Here is a 17,762-nt window from a genome sequence, read left to right as displayed (position 1 = left end):
GTGAAGCTTTATACGGAAGAATGGATGAAAATACTGGAGCACATTGAAAATAACGATCAGGATTACAAGCTGTTTTCAATAAATTATGAAAGCAACTATTGGTTTAATGCCAAGGTAAAAGGAGACGAGGTGGAGATAAGCAACGCAAAGTTCCATGAAAACTCCTGCAGCATACCAACTCCCAGAAAGATAAACATAAAGGAATTTTCATTGGCTTTTCCTTTGTATAAGCAATATACTTCTGGAGTTCCCGGTATAAGATATAAAATGCAGAAGAGAAAGATTTACAATTCTTCATACATAATAGCCTTGATACACAATATTATAGACGATTATTATTTTAGATTCTCAAACATTTTAAACAAGTAAAAGGAGCGTAAAATGAAGAACGACATATTTGAACTGGCCATGCAAATTCAAGCCTATGCGAAAACAGGGCTGCATTATGTCAATAATGAATACGAAATTGACAGATATAATCAAATCATGGATGCGACTGTTAGCATAATATCAAGATTAAGCACTGAAGATCCACAAAAGATAAGCTTAGCCTTGCACAGCGAAACCCTGTATGTCACGCCAAAAGTCGACCTTAGAAGCGTAGTATTCAACGATGCAGGAAAATTTTTGATGGTTAAAGAAAAAGTGGATGGGCTGTGGACGTTGCCAGGAGGCTTTTGCGATGTTGGGTATACCCCTTCCCAAATAGCAGTCAAGGAGACCAAGGAAGAAGCTGGAATAGACGTAGAGGCTGTAAAACTTCTGGGTGTGTTGGATAAAAGCAAGCATGGACATCCAAAATCGATTTATTATTTGTACACTATTTTTATGCTGTGCAAAAAAACCGGTGGAATTGAAGAACCGGGGATGGAAACTCTAGATGTTGGATATTTCGGTCTGGACGACTTGCCGGAGCTGTCCAGTCCAAGAATAACGAGGGAACAGCTTGAGATGATGCAGAAGTTTTACGAAAATGAAAGCATGGAACCATATTTCGATTAAAAGGAGAGAAGAAAAATGCAATGGTATGTTATTGTAGGATTAATCATTGTTTTGGCGCTGGCTGTAGCGGGAATATACAACTCATTAATATCCCTGAGAAATAGGGTTAAGGATTCATGGGCACAAATAGATGTGCAATTAAAGAGAAGGTTTGACCTCATACCAAATCTCGTGAACACGGTTAAAGGATATGCTTCCCACGAAAAGGAAACATTGGATGCTGTAATCAGTGCAAGGAATAAATTCACTCAAGCTACAACTCCTACCGAAGAGATGGAAAGCAACAATCAGCTTACATCTGCCTTGTCCAGGTTGTTTGCGTTGGCTGAGAGTTATCCTGATCTTAAGGCAAATCAAAACTTCTTGAGCCTGCAGGATGAGCTTTCCAAAACAGAGGACAAGATAAGTTTTGCAAGACAGTTTTACAACGATACTGTATTGATGTTCAACAACAAGGTTCAGATGTTCCCAAGCAACATAGTAGCCAACATGTTTAACTTTAAATCTGAGAAATTTTTTGAAATCGAAGAAAGTTCAAGGGAAAACCCCAATGTTACTTTTTAATTGCAGTAAATTAAAGTTTTTTGCGGTCTTATTATTGCTGGCATTCGTAATGACATCTCCGGCAAAAGCAGCCGCATCAAATGTGGATTTTGACATCACCGGATATAAGATCGATGCTTATATCCAACAGGATGGATCGATGAAGGTAACAGAGGCGATTACATACGATGGAAGGTTCAACGGTCAATTTTGGAATTTGGAATACTCCTCAGGAGGAGAAAAGCCGATAACGGGAAGCCTGGGTGACTTGGCGGGAAGCTCGGGTCTGTATAATGCCCATGAGATATCTGATATCAGGGTGTCAAGGCTGATTGATCCGGGAAGTCCTTTGACTCCAAGCAATTTAGAGGAGTATTCACAAATAGGCACAGGCAGTGGAATTCCTGGTGATGAGCGTGTATACGAGTTTAGTGTAGACGACCAAAGAGCCGAGCTTAAAATATTTTCTCCCACATACGGTAGTATAAAGACACTGGTAATTGAGTACACCCTCTCAAATGTCGCCGTATTGCACAATGATGTTGGTGAGGTTTACTGGAATTTTATCGGCATAGGCTGGGAAGACACAATTAACAACCTAGAGATAGATTTGTACTTGCCTACCGGAAGTGATGAATTAAGGATATTTGCTCACGGTCCTTTGACAGGCGTCAGTGAGCTGGTTGGCAACAACCAGGCAAAGCTTCAAATAGACAGAGTGCATCCTAGTGAAGCGGTAGATGCAAGATTTGTTTTTTCAACTGAAGTTTTATCAGGTGTTGTTAAAGAAACAAATATAGATGCACTGGATGAAATACTGAGAGTCGAGCAGGCGCGAGCCGATGAAGCAAATGCCCAGCGTGACAGGGCCAGAGCAATAAAAACAGCGTTGAGCGTTTTAGGCATAGTTTGGTTTATCTTTATGGCAGCAGGGACAATCTTTATATATTTTAAATATGATAAAGAATTCAAGGCTGATTTTTATGGTAAATACTATAGGGAGCTTCCTGCAGATTACGGGCCTGCCGTCATGAGCTATAATTACAACTTCAAAAAAATATCTCCCAGGGATTTGACTGCGACTATTCTTAATATGATTAGAAATAAGGCTTTCACTTTGACTTATGAAAAGGTAGAGAAAAAAAGATTGCTTTTTGGAAGCAAAATGGAAGATGTTTATACCATAACAGATAATTCTGATAATTTACGCAGAGAACTTACCAGAGAGGAATCACACCTTAAGGATTGGTTGATCGGTAAAATTGGAAACGGTAAATCTGTTACTTTCGACGATATCGAAGAGTATTCCAAGAACAAAAAAAACGCTTTGGCATTTTATGATGACTATGATATATGGAAGACCATAATTGAAGGAAAAGCTCAGGGTTATGATTTCTTTGATGATAAAGCAGTTTATGGAGCCATCATGGGCGTTCTTTTAGGAATCAGTGGAATTATCCTAGGTGTTGCAGGTGCTGTATGGGGAGTCTTATTGACATTGATAAATGTTCCTTTAGGAATCTTAATCGTTATATTTTCTATTAGGATTAAAAGAAGGAGCAAAAGAGGCAATGAAGACTTTGTAAAATGGAAGGCATTCAAGGATTTCTTAACTGATTTTAGTAAAATTGATGACGCAGTAGTTCCGTCGATCATATTATGGGAGCATTATCTGGTTTACGCCGTGTCATTGGGAGTTGCAGATAAGGTTATAGAGACAATGAAGGTAGTATTGAAAGATTCAGACTTTAGCGATCCGAATTTGACTTATTTAAGAGGAGGATACGGTTACGCAGGATTTTACGCCTTTAGCGCACTTAACACGTCTCTTGACACAGTTACCAGAAACGCAGTCCAATCTGCAATGACACAGCATTCCTCCGGTTCCGGCGGTGGCGGTGGATTTAGTGTCGGCGGAGGCGGAGGCGGCGGAGGCGGAAGCGGCGGACGCGGCTTCTGATTAAAGTTTAAACTAGGAGGGTTTGTTATGGGATTTATTGATGATTTTAACAGGAAAGCCAATGAAGCGGCAAAAAAAGTAGGTGAAAAGTCCGAGGAATTGATTGAGTCCGGAAAAATTAGAATAGAAATAGAAAAGGCGGAGCTAAAGCTTGGAAGAATTTATAAAGAGCTGGGCAATAAGCTTTACATTCTTTACAAGGAAGGTGAAATAGCTGTTGACGAAAGGCTAATTGAACATTGTAATAAAATAGATGATTTGAAAGAAAAAATTGAAGATTTAGAAAGTAAAAAAGCCTAAGCAACAAAAAATGAACTGGAGGAAGGGTTTTTGTCATGGATAATAAAAACAAAGTCATAGCTAAAATACAAGGTGCGGAATATACATTGGTTGGGGATATATCCCAAGAGCATATGGATGAAATCTGCGAGACAGTAAATGATATGCTTTTGGATGTAAAAAAGTCAAATCCTCTGATGAATAAGAACATGGCTTTGTTGCTCTGTGCTCTAAACCTGTCGGAAGGCCTAAAAAACCAAAAGATGCTAAACGACGAGCTCAATGAACAGATAGGAAACCTGGAGAATATCAAGGAGCTGAAGGAGCAGATTCGTATATACAAAGAGTATGCCAGTAGAAACAACGAGATTTATCAGGAGCTCTCTCTGGAAAATGACAGATTAAAGGAAGAAGTTGAAACTTCAAGAGATAGCCTTGAACAGTACAACAAGAAGATAAAGCAATACAAGTATGACATCGAGGAAAGCAGGAAGACTATTTTGGATCTGCAAAACCAGCTGTTTGAAAGCCAAATAGAGCTGGTAAAGGCCAATAAAAAGGGCACTTACGATGACTAATTAAGCGACTGGCAATAATAACTGCATGGAGGCGTAGATATGAATATACTGGTTACCGGCGGTGCCGGGTACATAGGATCCCACACATGCATCTCTCTTATAGAATCCGGGCATGATGTGATAATTGCTGATAATCTTTCTAACAGTAAAATCGAAATACTGTATTATATAGAAAAGATTACAGGCATTAAGGTTAAGTTTTATGAAAGCGATGTTACTGATGAAAATGAATTGGAAAAGATATTTTCCCAGAACGATATTGATGGTGTTATTCATTTCGCAGGATTCAAAGCGGTGGGAGAGTCTGTTGAAAAGCCTATCGAATACTATTATAACAATCTGATAAGCACCATATTGTTAAGCAAGATGTGTACATTGCATGGAGTGAATAAAATCGTATTTTCATCCTCTGCCACTGTATATGGTGAGAACAAGGTGCCCTTTGAAGAGACGATGGAACTTTTGCCAACAACTAACCCGTATGGTGAGACCAAGGCTATCAGCGAAAAAATACTTAGGGACGTGTCTAATGCATATCCAAAATTATCAGTGATATTGTTAAGATATTTTAATCCGGTGGGAGCTCATAAGAGCGGCTTGATTGGAGAGAACCCAAACGGAATTCCGAATAATTTGATGCCGTTTATAACTCAAGTAGCAAAAGGTAAGCTTCAAGAGCTAAAAGTATTCGGAGATGATTATGATACTGTTGATGGAACAGGCGTAAGAGATTACATACACGTTATTGATTTGGCTAAGGGGCATGTAGCTGCTATCGAAAAGTCACAAAAAGGTACTTCTGTGTATAATTTGGGAACAGGTCGAGGAACCTCTGTTTTGGAGCTTATAAAAGCCTTTGAAAAAATCAATGGTATAAAGATACCGTATTCAATAACAAAAAGGCGCCAAGGGGATATTGCCGAATGCTACGCAGATGTTAAAAAAGCAGAAGAGGAATTGGGATGGACAGCTGAACTTGGGGTCGAAGATATGGTCAGAGATGCCTGGAACTTTGAAAAAAAGAGGGCATAAAGGCAAGCACTGCTCTTAAATAAATATTTAACGGAAAGTAACCTTTGAAATAATCATTATGAATGGAGTAATTAGTGAAGATTAAAAAATGATAAAAATACCGCACAGTATTCTGTACGCTATAAGAAAGAGTAGTGCTTAATCTCGATACGAAAGTTCCTTTTGTTATGCAGAAACTAAAAAAGTCTTAAGAGAATATTTAAAGTTGTATCTAAAATGTAAATAAAGTTTGCGCGTTTGTATATTTAATGTTACAATACTCTTGTTGAAAAAATTTAACTCTATCAAGAGTATGGGAGAAATGTTATGAACAAAAACTGGATGAAAACAGTAGATGTACAGACATGGCAATTAAAAGACAGAGCAAAGGCGTTGGCAGTATCTGGTGCCATTACTGCGACTATAGCTATAGGAGTATTGACCTACCAAAACAGCTTTTCTTATCAGTTGTACTTCAATGGTCAGAACCTAGGTTATGTATCAGAGCAAATGATGGTTGAAGATGCATTGGCTGAAATTGAAAAACAGCTTATAGATCAGTACGGTGAAGACTTTTTTTATGAAAAGGAAATAACCTTCGAAAAAGTGAGAGTGGATAAAAGCTCGACTTTGGAAATTGACAGCTTAACTAATGCATTGCAAGAAAATATTCAGGTATTCCAAGAAGCGGCAGTAATTATGGTTGACGGAGAAGAAAAGCTTATTCTAGCGACTGTTGAGGAAGCTAATGAAATTTTGGAACAAATGAAAAAACCATATGTTGAAAGTCTTGCCGGGTCATCGAATAATATCGAGATTCTAGATATAGCCTTTGAGCAAGATGTAGAAGTAATATTAAAAAATGTTCAAGCGGATTTGATACTTGATGAAGTTGACGCACTTGAAAGAGTGAATATAAATACAGAAGAAATTCAGACATACAAAGTGGCTCAAGGTGACTCAGCTTGGACAATTTCCAGGTCTTACGGAACTGGCTTGAGAACCTTGGAGGAAGCAAATCCTGATAAAAACCTTGAAGAGTTGATGCCGGGAGACACTATAAATTTAAGCGTTGAAAAACCATTTCTTGACGTATCAGCGATGGTGAAAGAGACTGTTAGTGAAAAAATATCATATGCTACCGAGAAGAAAAAGGATTCTTCTTTATTTATCGGACAAACGAAGGTAGAGCAGGAAGGCAAGAACGGCGAAAAGGAAGTAACAAAAGAAGTTTTATACGTAAATGGAGTAGCGGAAAAATCAAAGGTTATAAATGAAAAGGTAATCGCGGAACCAATTGCCAAGATAGTGCTTGAAGGCACCAAATCAAGACCAGTGGTAACTGCTTCGAGATCAACTTCAGCTTCATCATACAAGTCTAACCTGGGTTCTTCAATAGTAGCAACTGCAAGACAGTACCTGGGAACTCCATATAGAAGTGGAGGGTCGACGCCAGCTGGTTTCGATTGTTCCGGTTTCACACAGTATGTATTCAGACAATTGGGAATAGGTCTCCCTAGAACCAGCGGAGGGCAGAGAAGCGTCGGAGGATTCGTTGCGAAAAGCGATTTGATGCCCGGAGATTTAGTTGTTTTTTCAGGTCATGTGGGTATTTACGTAGGAAACGGCAACATGATTCACTCACCCAGGCCAGGAAGAAGAGTTGAGATAACGTCTATTAATACAGCGTATTGGAGAGCAAAATACATCAGTGGAAGAAGAGCCTACTGAATTTAATAGCTATTAATCATTGTTCCCAGGTGGATTCCAAGGCTTTGCTCTTGGAATCCACCTGGGAACATTTTTTTTATAATGGTCGTAATCTTTGCCGAAACGCTTTAAGAGATCAGGCTCTTCAAATAAAGAGAAATATAAGTTGTTGACTATGAAAAATACAAAGCAGAAGGCAAATATCCTCATTGAAGCGAAAACAAGAGAATATCCCAGCAATACCGTGATTACGCTTAATATCATCGGATTTCTAACATAGGCATATGGTCCTGTCATAATAAGTCTTTGAGAAGGATTCCAAGGCATAATCGTGCTTCTGCTAACGGAAATAAAAAACTTAACGATAATAAAAAAACAAATGCAGCTGACTAAAAGCAGTATAATACCCAATAATAGAACTGCTTTGTTTTGGTTGAAAAGAGAATCGCCCACAGCACTTATTTCAAAGAAAATAATAACCAAGGGAACTGCGATGCATACGACTATAGGCAAGAGAAATGATATGATATGCTTTTTTAAATTTTTCATGTTTATCACCCTCTTTATTATTTAAATAATTAGTACCCCTACCAGAAGAAAAGAAACTGATGTTTGCCATTGTATGTAAATGGTTAATTTGTTATAATGAATTTAACCTGTAAGTAGTATTGCTGACTTGAAAGAAAATCAGAGGAGGTAGTCTATAGTGAAAGGTATGCTGAAATATGCTCAAAAGTACAAAGATCAGATGACTGTTGTAGATATAGGGCTTTTAAAGCTTTCGTTATGCTCCATGGGAGTCCTTATGGGAATGGCAGTGCCTCAGTCCCAGAGAAAAAAGGTGATGGCCTGTGCAAGTACTGTTTTTGCTCTGTCGTATGCGCCTCTGCTTGCAAAATATCTTGGGATTCTCACTGAGGAATGCAAAAACAGATCCGATTATTCAGATGACATATACTGACTAGATTAGTAACAAAACTTTTAATCATACATAATGGGGAGCTTGCGCATGCAGGCTGAGAGGAGACTAAATGCTGTCTCGACCCTAAAAACCTGATTTGGATAATGCCAACGTGGGACTCATAGCTTGCTGTTTATTGAGATCTGCTTTGCGCAGGTCTCTTTTTATATATTAAATTTAAGGAGGATTTAAATGAACATCAAAAAATTATCATTAGCAGGTCTTTTTGTTGCACTAGCTGTATCATTGTCCGGATTCTTTATTCCTGTGGGAGCCGCAAAGTGCTTTCCCATACAGCATATGGTCAATGTTTTATCTGGAGTAATACTGGGACCCGTATATGGAGTGGGGGTTGCATTTGCAACATCTCTGATTCGCATTTCAATGGGTACCGGGAGCCTTCTTGCCTTCCCGGGGAGCATGATAGGAGCTATGATGTGTGGTGTTTTGTACATGAAAAGCAGAAAGATGACCCACGCATTTTTAGGTGAAGTTGTTGGGACCGGTTTATTCGGAGCGCTTGCTTCCTACCCTGTAGCCGCATTATTAATGGGCAGGGAGGTAGCCCTGTTCGCATTTGTGATTCCCTTTGGAGTAAGCTCGATTGCAGGAAGCACAATTTCAGTATTGATTATAAAAGCTTTGGAGAGAACTAAGGTGTTTCAACTTATCAAAATGTGAAGCGCTAACGCTGAAAAAATGTAGTATAATAAGGTATGAGCAAATTCATTTGGAAGCGGTGGTGCAACATGAAGCTTGAAGAACTTGTTAACGAATACCGGCAGCAATTAAATCAAACAGATCTTCAGGTCTGGCAGTTCATATATAACAATAAAGAAAAATGCAAGACCATGTCTATCTATGAAATGGCAGATCATTGCTGTGTATCGAGAACAACGATACTTCGTTTTGCAAAGAAGATATCCTTAGACGGTTACAGTGAATTAAAAGCAATTTTAAAAATGGAAGCAGGCGATCAAAAAGAAGAAAAAATTGATGAAGTAAAAGCTTTGCTAGGTCTTTATAAAAGAGTCGCTGAGGAGATGGCAGATAAGGATTTTACATCAGTCTGCAGGCTTATTTACAAAGCCAAAAGGATAATTGGATATGGGTCTGGTTTTGTCCAAAAAAATGTTGTAAATGAAATCAAAAGGCTTTTTGTAAACGGAGGAGACCTAATTTATATACTTGAAGGAAATGCCGAATTCAATCTGCTGTCCAAAAAGCTAACCAAGGACGACCTGTTCATCATCGTTTCTTTGGATGGAGAATCCCAGCAAGTCATAAAGATGGCCAGAGAGCTGAAATTAAGGGAGATACCTTTTATTTCGATAACAAGACTTAAAGACAATACCCTAGCAAGCTTGAGCACTGAAAAAATATATATAACACCATATCAATTCAACTTGTTGGATTAAAGGAACACGATGCGTGGAAAGTATTGAAATTGTGGATGTAAACAATTACTATAAACACATAACAAGCGCGCTGATCAAACCGGTAAACAATTAGATTAGAAATCGAAAGGAAGTTTTATATGAAATCAAGCTCAATTACAATAGCAGGTGGGGGTAGCACTTTCACACCCGGAATAGTAATTATGTTGCTGGACAATCTTGACAAATTCCCGATACGTCAAATAAAATTCTACGATAATGATGGTGACCGACAGGAAGTAATAGGAAAGGCTTGTGAGATACTTCTAAAGGAAAGGGCACCGCAAATCAAGTTCAGCTATACTACAGATCCCGAAGAAGCCTTTACTGATATCGACTTCGTAATGGCTCATATAAGAGTCGGAAAGTATGCAATGCGTGAATTGGATGAAAAAATTCCACTAAGATATAAAGTATTAGGTCAAGAAACCTGTGGACCTGGGGGAATAGCATACGGAATGAGATCCATAGGAGGAATACTCGAAATCATAGATTTTATGGAAAAATATTCACCAAATGCGTGGATGCTTAACTACTCCAACCCGGCAGCAATCGTAGCTGAAGCTACGAGAAGACTGAGACCTGATTCAAGAGTGCTCAATATATGTGATATGCCTGTTGGTATAGAAGAGCTCATGGCCAGGATTGCAGGCTTGAATTCCAGAAAAGAAATGGATGTCAGATATTATGGACTAAACCACTTTGGCTGGTGGAATAGCATAAGAGATAAACAGGGAAATGATTTAATGCCAAAAATCAAAGAGCATGTGGCAAAATATGGATACACATTCGATATGGGTCACCACCAGCATGTTGACGCTAGCTGGAATGACACATTTCACAAGGCAAAGGATGTATTTGCTTTGGACCCGGACACATTGCCTAACACATATCTAAAATATTATCTGTTTCAGGACTACGTCGTCGAGCATTCAGACATAGAGTTTTCCAGAGCAAATGAAGTCATGGAAGGAAGAGAGAAAACAGTATTTAAAGCAGCACAGGATATAATAGACAAAGGGACTGCAAAGGACTGCAATTTTCATCCCGATGAACATGCAAGCTACATAGTAGATTTGGCTAGAGCCATAGCATTTAATACAAAGGAAAGAATGCTGCTTATAGTGGAGAACGAAGGGGCGATTGAAAACTTCGATTCAACCGGCATGGTAGAAATCCCTTGTCTGGTGGGAAGTGAAGGTTATGAAAAACTGAGCATGGGGAAAATTCCACAATTTCAAAAGGGATTGATGGAGCAGCAGGTTTCTGTAGAAAAGCTGGTAGTCGATGCCTGGATAACAGGAAGCTATCAAAAATTGTGGCAAGCTATGACTTTATCCAAAACGGTACCTAGTGCATCAATTGCCAAGAAAATACTTGACGATTTAATTGAAGCAAATAAAGAATATTGGCCTGAATTGAATTAGAGTAATAGGCAAACACTAATTATAGATGGAGTGATTAATTATGAAACAAAAAATTCAAAGGTTTGGTGCAGCGATGTTTGTACCGGTTCTCCTGTTTGCTTTTGCAGGAATAACTGTAGGGTTGACTATATTGTTTAAAAATCAGGACATAATGGGCCCCATAGCCCACCCCGACGGCATGTGGTATAAATTTTGGTTTGTCGTCGAGGAAGGCGGCTGGACAGTGTTCAGACAGCTTCCACTATTGTTCGTGGTGGGTCTTCCCATAGCTTTGGCTAAAAAGGCACAAGCACGAGCTTGTCTTGAGTCTTTGGTAATATATTTGACATTCAACTACTTTATAAGCGCCTTGCTTCAATTATGGGGACCGACCTTTAATGTAGACTATTCTTTGGAAGTGGGTGGCGTCAGTGGACTTGCGCTCATAGCCGGAATAAAAACATTAGATACCGGGATGATCGGAGCTATATTTATAGCAGCCATCGCAGTATATTTGCATAATAAGTTTTTTGATACTAAGCTACCTGATTTTTTAGGGATATTTCAAGGATCTTCGTTTGTAGTCATAATCGGATTTTTTCTTATGATTCCTACAGCCCTTTTAATAAGCTTTGTTTGGCCGCAAATACAAGCAGGAATTGCTTCAATGCAGGGATTTTTAACATCAACTGGGGTATTCGGAGTTTGGTTGTACACTTTTTTAGAGAGAATATTAATTCCAACGGGGCTTCATCACTTTGTTTACGGACCGTTTCTTTTTGGTCCGGCAGTTGTTGAAAGCGGAATATATGCAGAATGGACGCAAAATCTGTCGTCATTTGCCACATCTGCAATGAGCTTAAAAGAAATGTTTCCGGAAGGTGGATTTGCGTTGCATGGTCTATCAAAAGTATTCGGTTGTACGGGGATTGCGCTAGCAATATATTCTACAGCCAAACCTGAGAAGAAAAAAATAGTCGCAGGTCTTCTTATACCCGCTACATTGACAGCAGTTCTTGCAGGGATAACCGAACCTCTGGAATTTACATTCTTGTTTATTGCACCGGCACTTTTTGCCCTTCACTCCGTACTGGCCGCTACTTTGGCCGCAGTTTCATATACATTTGGAGTAGTCGGTAACTTTGGAGGAGGACTAATAGAATGGTTGGCACAAAATTGGATGCCGTTGTTTAACTATCATTCTTCCACTTATATTATTCAGATCATAATAGGGTTGATATTTACGGTGATCTACTTCTTTTCATTCAGATTTGCTATACTGAAGTTTGATCTTGCTACTCCGGGAAGGGAAAAAGACACAGACGAGACAAAGCTGTACTCCAAAGCAGATTACAAGGCTAAAAAGTCTTCTTCTGGGGCCGCAAACAGCAAGCCCTCACAAGCTCAAGCGTTTTTAGAGGCACTAGGTGGAGCGGAAAACATCGTAGATGTAACGAATTGTGCTACGAGATTGAGAGTTTCTGTTAATGATGGATCAAAGCTTCTATCAGACAATTACTTCAAAGAAGCTGGAGCACATGGAGTTGTCAGAAACGGGAATGCGATTCAGGTTATAGTAGGTCTTTCAGTGCCACAAGTAAGGGATGACTTTGAAAGCTTGATTTCTGATCGCAATGCAAATGGCTTAGTATAAATTTAAAAAATCAAAGGAGGAAGTTTGGCTTGACGGCTCAAACGAATCGTATGTTTAAAAAAATACTTAAAAGAAAAGATTTTTTTTCACCCATGGAGGGTGAATTGATGAGAATTGATCAGGTTGAAGATGAAGTTTTTTCAACGAGGTCGATGGGGGATGGATTTGCCATAGATTTTAATGGAGTTGATGTTAAAGCGCCTACTGATGGAGAAGTTATTATGGCATTTCCGACAGGACATGCAATAGGCATAAAAAATGACAACATGGAATATTTGATTCACATAGGCATGGACACTGTCGAGCTTGAAGGGGAAGGCTTTGAGCTGTGCGTCGCTCAAGGAGATCGCATCAAGCAGGGAGATGTGATCGTGAAAGTCGATAAGGAAAAAATCCTTGAAAAAGGCAAATCCCTTAAATCACCAATTGTATTCTTGACAGGTGAAAAGATTGAGGTTTTGTCCGTGGGAAGATACGTAAAGTGCATGGAGAAAAATATAATTAAAATAAAATAATAATCTCAACCGCTATTGTTATCACATCAATAGCGGTTTTTATATTCCATGATCAAAATCTATTTAAAATTTTAGCGATTCCTTTTATTATTTTCTTTTTAAGGGTGGATTTCAAGGAGGGAGCAGATTTATTGTGATTATTTATTATGCTTAAAAGCATAGCCTCCCTGATGAAGTGTTTTTGGCTATTTAACGGCTTTTTCTCAGTCCTAGGTTTTTTTGTATATGTTCCGTCACTTAACATCAGACGTGCTTTGGTATTATCATTCAGCATTACATCCAATATATGAAGTATCCTCTTTTTGTTATCCTGGTCCAGAATAGGACAGGAAATCTCCACTCTGCGGTTCATATTTCGTGTCATAAGGTCGGCAGAGGATATATATATCTTGGCATCTTTCCCTCTTCCAAAGCAATAAATCCTAGGATGCTCCAAAAACCTGCCTACTATGCTTGTGACGGTTATATTTTCCGTTTTCCCCTTGATACCCGGTAAAATGCAGCAGATTCCTCTGATTATCAAATCGATTTTTACTCCTGCGATAGAAGCCTCTGACAGCTTGTCGATAATGTTTCGTTCAGTAAGCGAGTTTGCCTTAAAAATCAGACGGGCATTTTCCCCTCGCCTAGCCTTGGCGATTTCTTCGTCGATATGATCAATTATCTTACATTTATAAGATGAAGGAGCTACCATCAATTTAAAATAAATACCTTCTAAATTCCCTATGGACATGTTTTTGAAGAAATTGACGGCGTCTTTTCCTATTTCTATATTTGATGTGATCAAAGATAGATCTGTATATAATTTGGCGGTTTTTTCATTGTAATTTCCCGTTCCAATTTGAGTGATATAGCTGATTTTATCTCTCTCCATGCAGGTGATGAGACAAATCTTTGAATGAACCTTATATTCTTCAAATCCGTAAATGACTTTGCACCCCGAGTCTTCAAGCCTCTCTGCCCATTCTATATTGTTCTTTTCGTCAAAGCGTGCTCTAAGCTCTATAAGAACTGTGACATCTTTTCCATTTTCTGCTGCTTCACATAGATATTCTATTATTTTAGAGCGAGAAGCAAGACGGTAAAGGGTTATTTTTATAGACTTCACAATTTTTGATGTGACGCTTTCCTTTAGAAGCTGAATAAATGGCTCGATGTCTTCGTAAGGGAAAAACAGCAAAAGGTCTTTTCTTAAGACTTGGCTTATGATGCTTTCCCGGCGCTTTAAAGAGGACGGATACTGGGGTTCGAAAGGAGGGTATTCAAGGCCACGTTTCGCCGATGCCGATAGTGTTTCCCCCATGCTAAAAGCATAATCCAATATCAACGGCGATTTGCTGAAAAATATTTGTTCATCTTTAATTTCAAGCCTGCTAATGAGATAATTTCCAAGCTTTTTATCAAGAGTGCCTTCTACCTCCAACCTTACAGGAGCGAGCTTAGATCTCTTTTTCAATATTTGCTTCATATGAGATCTAAAATCTTCATCGAAATCAAAAGCTTCATCTTCAGGACTGATATCTGCATTTCGAGTTACCGATATAATGCATTTATTATCGACGCTGTAAAGGTCAAATACATTATCGTAGTAATAAAGTATTATCTTTTCCATCAAAACGAAACGCAGGCTGTTTCCAGGCATCAATATGAATCTAGGCACTGCATTGGGAACGCCAAGAATGCCAACAGTTGAGGAATTGTCCTTGTACTTTACATTGCCGATAACATACAACCCCTTATTCCAAAGATGGGGGAAAGGGTGGTGTGAGTCAATTATCTGGGGTGACAGAAGAGGCAAGATGTTTTTTTTAAAGTAGGTGTCTACAAATTTAAGCTCAGAGCTTGTCAATTCACTCATTTTTAGGTTGAAAATCTCATGCGCCCTCAGCTGATCCTCCAATTGAAAAAAAACTTCATCCTTTTGCGAGTATAGTGGCTTTACGGCACTGAAAACCTTCTCAAGCTGTTCCTTTGGAGTGTCACCGGTTTTATTGTCATGAGTTTCTTTTTTTATGCGCGACAAATCAAAGAGACTGCCTACCCGTATCATAAAAAACTCGTCGAGATTGCTTATGAAAATGGATGCGAATTTTAACCTTTCAAGAAGGGGAACTGAGTGGTCGGACGCCTCCTGCAGCACTCTTTCGTTGAATCTAAGCCAAGAAAGCTCGCGGTTTTGGGTATAACTAGTGTCGTATTTTTGATTATGGTTTTCCATACAAAGCCTTCTCCTTTAATATTTTGTCGTATAGATAACCCTCTCTGACTCCGTATGAGCTTACCACGATTTGGTCGCTTTTAAAGACCTTGCTGACCTCGTTTAAAATCATCATGCCAGGTATTATCGTATGAATCCTATCCGGCACGACCTGCAAAATGGCATCAAGGGAGTCGCGGGAGTTCTTTGATAGAATCTTTAAGATTTTTTTGATATTTTTTATGTCAATTTCAATATTTTCATCTGGGAGATCGTAAATCGAGTTATTTAATTTTTTTGTTGCCCTGACTGTTCCGCCTACTCCGCAAATTATTTTGTAAGGCTTGTTTATGATTTCTCCGATATCTTCCAGCTCGGATTTTATAGTATCCCTTATTAGTTTCTTTTCTTTTTTGTCAGGCAATAATTGGCTGACGCATTTTTTGTATAGATTCAAGGATCCTATCGGTATGCTTATGGCATTTATAATTTTCTTGTTTTCAAATGTCACTAACTCGGTACTGCCACCGCCGATGTCGACGATGAGTCCATCAGTAACATCTACCACCTTTGTCGCACCTATAAAATCTAGTATTGCCTCATCTTCTCCGGAAATGACATCTATGTTTAGCCCGGTTTTGTTTTGTATCTGATCTACAGCGTCTTCACTGTTGTCTATGTTCCTTAAAGAGGCAGTAGCAAATACGTAAAGCTCGTCAATATCAAAATTATCGACTATGCTTTTAAATTCCATCAGTACGCTGATGGCTTTTTTGATGCCCTTTTGTGACATTGATCCATTCTCCACGTAACCTGCAAGCCCAGCAGGATTTTTGGTTCCAAACAGCAGTTTTATACTGTGCTCTTCGCATTTGTAGATATTCATCCTCATTGTATTTGAACCCACATCAACCAGCGCATAGATCATGTGACATCCCTCCTGTAGAATTATTTTATATGCAATTGGACTTTATTTATATCAGTTCAATGTTAACGCTCTGTTAAAACTATATTAATATTGATTAAACACGTAAATTGTTAAGCATGCCTAGGTATGCTGATCTTTTTTCGATAAGCCATCCTGTAAAAACGCCCTTTTCAAATGTAAATTCGAGAGACGAAGATTTACCGATATTGCTTAAAATCCATATAAATCTGTTGCAATCACAGATGACGCCCAGGACATCAGAAATATTTTTGCTGTTTTTTAACAATTTTTCATAGTCAGATTTTGTATGGGGTTGCAGGCATTTAAGAGAATATCGCAGCTTTTTGATTAATTTTCGCAAACTGTGAACAGCTTCATCGTCATTGATATTTAAATTATCGAAATCGATTGATATCTTTTTTATTATCGATGCAATTCTCTTTTTACAGTATTTTTCAAAATCCTTCTGGGAAGTTATTTTGCTATTGTATATCAGAAGAGATGTATCAATCGACTTTATGTTTTTTAAAACATAATCTTCATCTACTTTGTGGTAAGTATCTTTCTTTAGCTGAGTCAATCTTTGAGAAAAATAGTCAGTTACCTTGGCGGGAAAGGGAAGTATATCTTCGTTGGAGGCGGTTATTTCCATCCAATATTTAATAATGACATCGTATTCCCGGATTTCTGAAAAAGCAAGACCCAAATTTTTCAAGGTGGCTTGGTAAGCTGAGTAGCTATTAGGTTCAATCAAAGGCTTAAAAAAATAAAGCAGGGAGCGAAGCTGTCTTGCCTTGATTCTAAAAGTATGAACTGATTCGGGATCGTCTTTTTTGCAAAATAGATCTTTCACGGTACCTTCAAGTTCTTTTAATGCTGAGTTTAGTATCATATCCAAGCCCAATTACAATCACCTCTTTATCTTGCAGCTGAGTTCTGTTAGCGCATAAGGCTGGAGAAACCATGAGATATCAAACTTATCAAAAGACGAATCCGGCTTCAAGAGAGCTGCTGCTCCCTTTTTAAAAGGTAGGTGACAACCGGTCATCCGTTTGCTCCAGTCACCAAGCCAAGGCTCATGTCCAGCAATTAAAACCGTATCATTGGAACATGATCTAAGCTCGTTTATTAAGGCGCTATATGCACCGCTTCCTATAAAGTCGTATATAATAATATTTTGGCTTTTTAAATAGCTGTCAATAATCTCTGCAGTTTCAAGACTTCTCTTAAGGGGGCTGGCCCAAATTTGGATATTTAGATATTTTGGCAGCATATTAATCAGACCTATCATTTCCGATTGCAGGCTGACAATACCTTCCTTGGTTAATTGACGAAGTTCGTCGGAGATTGATGAACCTTTGTCTTGAGCCTTTCCATGTCGAAATAGAACAATATTATCGACCATGTACATCATCCTTTCTTTATAATATAGTATTCCCATAATACAAAGGTCGCAAACCATTAAAATGAAATATACGACATCTTTCAGCAACCATGATATATTATAGAAGAAAAATTTCAAAAATATATAAAAACCACTTTAAAAATTCTTTTTTCAGGGGTATAATGTTCTTTAGTCCTT

Annotated in this window: 19 protein-coding genes and 1 riboswitch; of the genes, 14 read left to right on the top strand and 5 right to left on the bottom strand. The window is 38.5% G+C overall.

Annotated elements, in window-relative coordinates:
• The 8 genes from BUB93_RS01280 (at position 1) to BUB93_RS01245 (ending at position 7,104) form a co-directional block, all read left to right on the top strand.
• Complete coding sequence (locus BUB93_RS01280; protein ID WP_073269246.1) at positions 1-369, top strand: hypothetical protein; 369 nt, start codon at positions 1-3, stop codon at positions 367-369.
• Between the two features lie 12 nt (positions 370-381).
• Positions 382-1,002, top strand: coding sequence for an NUDIX hydrolase (locus BUB93_RS01275; protein WP_073269245.1), 621 nt, complete (start codon positions 382-384; stop codon positions 1,000-1,002).
• A gap of 15 nt (positions 1,003-1,017) precedes the next feature.
• Complete coding sequence (locus BUB93_RS01270; protein ID WP_073269244.1) at positions 1,018-1,566, top strand: LemA family protein; 549 nt, start codon at positions 1,018-1,020, stop codon at positions 1,564-1,566.
• Positions 1,553-3,505, top strand: a complete 1,953-nt coding sequence (locus BUB93_RS01265) for a DUF2207 domain-containing protein (RefSeq protein WP_073269243.1) — start codon at positions 1,553-1,555, stop codon at positions 3,503-3,505. Before BUB93_RS01270 ends, BUB93_RS01265 begins: the two co-directional genes overlap by 14 nt.
• A gap of 27 nt (positions 3,506-3,532) precedes the next feature.
• The gene (locus BUB93_RS01260; protein WP_073269242.1) at positions 3,533-3,805 is read left to right on the top strand and encodes a hypothetical protein; all 273 of its coding nucleotides are present in this window, start codon (positions 3,533-3,535) and stop codon (positions 3,803-3,805) included.
• Positions 3,806-3,840: 35 nt separating this feature from the next.
• Entirely contained in the window at positions 3,841-4,362 is a 522-nt protein-coding gene (gene zapA, locus BUB93_RS01255; RefSeq protein WP_084116792.1) for a cell division protein ZapA, read from the top strand.
• Positions 4,363-4,401: 39 nt separating this feature from the next.
• A complete protein-coding gene (gene galE / locus BUB93_RS01250) occupies positions 4,402-5,394 on the top strand; it encodes a UDP-glucose 4-epimerase GalE (protein WP_073269241.1) in 993 nt (330 codons plus the stop codon).
• Positions 5,395-5,700: 306 nt separating this feature from the next.
• Positions 5,701-7,104 (top strand): C40 family peptidase, encoded by a 1,404-nt coding sequence (locus tag BUB93_RS01245; protein WP_073269240.1) that lies wholly within the window; start codon positions 5,701-5,703, stop codon positions 7,102-7,104.
• A gap of 12 nt (positions 7,105-7,116) precedes the next feature.
• On the opposite strand, the gene BUB93_RS01240 is transcribed toward BUB93_RS01245, so the two are convergent.
• Entirely contained in the window at positions 7,117-7,632 is a 516-nt protein-coding gene (locus tag BUB93_RS01240; protein WP_073269239.1) for a methyltransferase family protein, read from the bottom strand.
• A 157-nt stretch (positions 7,633-7,789) separates the two neighbouring features.
• On the opposite strand from BUB93_RS01240, the gene BUB93_RS01235 reads away from it, so the two are divergent.
• The 6 genes from BUB93_RS01235 (at position 7,790) to BUB93_RS01210 (ending at position 13,055) form a co-directional block, all read left to right on the top strand.
• Positions 7,790-8,044 carry a hypothetical protein gene (locus BUB93_RS01235; RefSeq protein WP_073269238.1) on the top strand — a complete coding sequence of 85 codons (255 nt, stop codon included), beginning with the start codon at positions 7,790-7,792 and terminating at the stop codon, positions 8,042-8,044.
• Between the two features lie 24 nt (positions 8,045-8,068).
• A riboswitch (TPP riboswitch) is annotated at positions 8,069-8,180 on the top strand.
• Between the two features lie 56 nt (positions 8,181-8,236).
• On the top strand, positions 8,237-8,725 hold the full coding sequence (gene thiW, locus BUB93_RS01230; protein WP_073269237.1) for an energy coupling factor transporter S component ThiW: 489 nt from the start codon (positions 8,237-8,239) through the stop codon (positions 8,723-8,725).
• Between the two features lie 68 nt (positions 8,726-8,793).
• Entirely contained in the window at positions 8,794-9,462 is a 669-nt protein-coding gene (locus tag BUB93_RS01225; protein WP_073269236.1) for a MurR/RpiR family transcriptional regulator, read from the top strand.
• A gap of 119 nt (positions 9,463-9,581) precedes the next feature.
• Positions 9,582-10,907 (top strand): 6-phospho-alpha-glucosidase, encoded by a 1,326-nt coding sequence (locus BUB93_RS01220; RefSeq protein WP_073269235.1) that lies wholly within the window; start codon positions 9,582-9,584, stop codon positions 10,905-10,907.
• A 40-nt stretch (positions 10,908-10,947) separates the two neighbouring features.
• Positions 10,948-12,540 (top strand): alpha-glucoside-specific PTS transporter subunit IIBC, encoded by a 1,593-nt coding sequence (locus BUB93_RS01215; protein ID WP_073269234.1) that lies wholly within the window; start codon positions 10,948-10,950, stop codon positions 12,538-12,540.
• A gap of 50 nt (positions 12,541-12,590) precedes the next feature.
• On the top strand, positions 12,591-13,055 hold the full coding sequence (locus BUB93_RS01210; RefSeq protein ID WP_073269233.1) for a PTS sugar transporter subunit IIA: 465 nt from the start codon (positions 12,591-12,593) through the stop codon (positions 13,053-13,055).
• A gap of 52 nt (positions 13,056-13,107) precedes the next feature.
• On the opposite strand, the gene ppk1 is transcribed toward BUB93_RS01210, so the two are convergent.
• The 4 genes from ppk1 to BUB93_RS01190 form a co-directional block, all read right to left on the bottom strand.
• Positions 13,108-15,273 carry a polyphosphate kinase 1 gene (gene ppk1 / locus BUB93_RS01205; RefSeq protein ID WP_073269232.1) on the bottom strand — a complete coding sequence of 722 codons (2,166 nt, stop codon included), beginning with the start codon at positions 15,271-15,273 and terminating at the stop codon, positions 13,108-13,110.
• The gene (locus BUB93_RS01200) at positions 15,260-16,180 is read right to left on the bottom strand and encodes a Ppx/GppA phosphatase family protein (RefSeq protein WP_073269231.1); all 921 of its coding nucleotides are present in this window, start codon (positions 16,178-16,180) and stop codon (positions 15,260-15,262) included. Before BUB93_RS01200 ends, ppk1 begins: the two co-directional genes overlap by 14 nt.
• A 94-nt stretch (positions 16,181-16,274) precedes the next feature.
• Complete coding sequence (locus tag BUB93_RS01195; RefSeq protein WP_073269230.1) at positions 16,275-17,084, bottom strand: CHAD domain-containing protein; 810 nt, start codon at positions 17,082-17,084, stop codon at positions 16,275-16,277.
• A gap of 6 nt (positions 17,085-17,090) precedes the next feature.
• Complete coding sequence (locus BUB93_RS01190; RefSeq protein ID WP_073269229.1) at positions 17,091-17,585, bottom strand: SixA phosphatase family protein; 495 nt, start codon at positions 17,583-17,585, stop codon at positions 17,091-17,093.
• Positions 17,586-17,762 lie beyond the last annotated feature (177 nt).

Origin of the sequence: Alkalibacter saccharofermentans DSM 14828, from assembly GCF_900128885.1 — a bacterium.
GTDB lineage: Bacteria > Bacillota > Clostridia > Eubacteriales > Alkalibacteraceae > Alkalibacter > Alkalibacter saccharofermentans.
Note: the sequence above shows the minus strand (reverse complement) of the source record. Positions and strands in the feature narration are given on the sequence as shown.

Coding starts and splice junctions, on each gene's coding strand:
- BUB93_RS01265 (WP_073269243.1), top strand. CDS start 1,553: ATGTTACTTTTTAATTGCAGTAAATTAAAGTTTTTTGCGGTCTTATTA.
- BUB93_RS01260 (WP_073269242.1), top strand. CDS start 3,533: ATGGGATTTATTGATGATTTTAACAGGAAAGCCAATGAAGCGGCAAAA.
- BUB93_RS01245 (WP_073269240.1), top strand. CDS start 5,701: ATGAACAAAAACTGGATGAAAACAGTAGATGTACAGACATGGCAATTA.
- BUB93_RS01240 (WP_073269239.1), bottom strand. CDS start 7,632: ATGAAAAATTTAAAAAAGCATATCATATCATTTCTCTTGCCTATAGTC.
- BUB93_RS01215 (WP_073269234.1), top strand. CDS start 10,948: ATGAAACAAAAAATTCAAAGGTTTGGTGCAGCGATGTTTGTACCGGTT.
- ppk1 (WP_073269232.1), bottom strand. CDS start 15,273: ATGGAAAACCATAATCAAAAATACGACACTAGTTATACCCAAAACCGC.
- BUB93_RS01275 (WP_073269245.1), top strand. CDS start 382: ATGAAGAACGACATATTTGAACTGGCCATGCAAATTCAAGCCTATGCG.
- zapA (WP_084116792.1), top strand. CDS start 3,841: ATGGATAATAAAAACAAAGTCATAGCTAAAATACAAGGTGCGGAATAT.
- BUB93_RS01210 (WP_073269233.1), top strand. CDS start 12,591: ATGTTTAAAAAAATACTTAAAAGAAAAGATTTTTTTTCACCCATGGAG.
- BUB93_RS01270 (WP_073269244.1), top strand. CDS start 1,018: ATGCAATGGTATGTTATTGTAGGATTAATCATTGTTTTGGCGCTGGCT.
- BUB93_RS01200 (WP_073269231.1), bottom strand. CDS start 16,180: ATGATCTATGCGCTGGTTGATGTGGGTTCAAATACAATGAGGATGAAT.
- BUB93_RS01190 (WP_073269229.1), bottom strand. CDS start 17,585: ATGGTCGATAATATTGTTCTATTTCGACATGGAAAGGCTCAAGACAAA.
- BUB93_RS01225 (WP_073269236.1), top strand. CDS start 8,794: ATGAAGCTTGAAGAACTTGTTAACGAATACCGGCAGCAATTAAATCAA.
- BUB93_RS01220 (WP_073269235.1), top strand. CDS start 9,582: ATGAAATCAAGCTCAATTACAATAGCAGGTGGGGGTAGCACTTTCACA.
- thiW (WP_073269237.1), top strand. CDS start 8,237: ATGAACATCAAAAAATTATCATTAGCAGGTCTTTTTGTTGCACTAGCT.
- galE (WP_073269241.1), top strand. CDS start 4,402: ATGAATATACTGGTTACCGGCGGTGCCGGGTACATAGGATCCCACACA.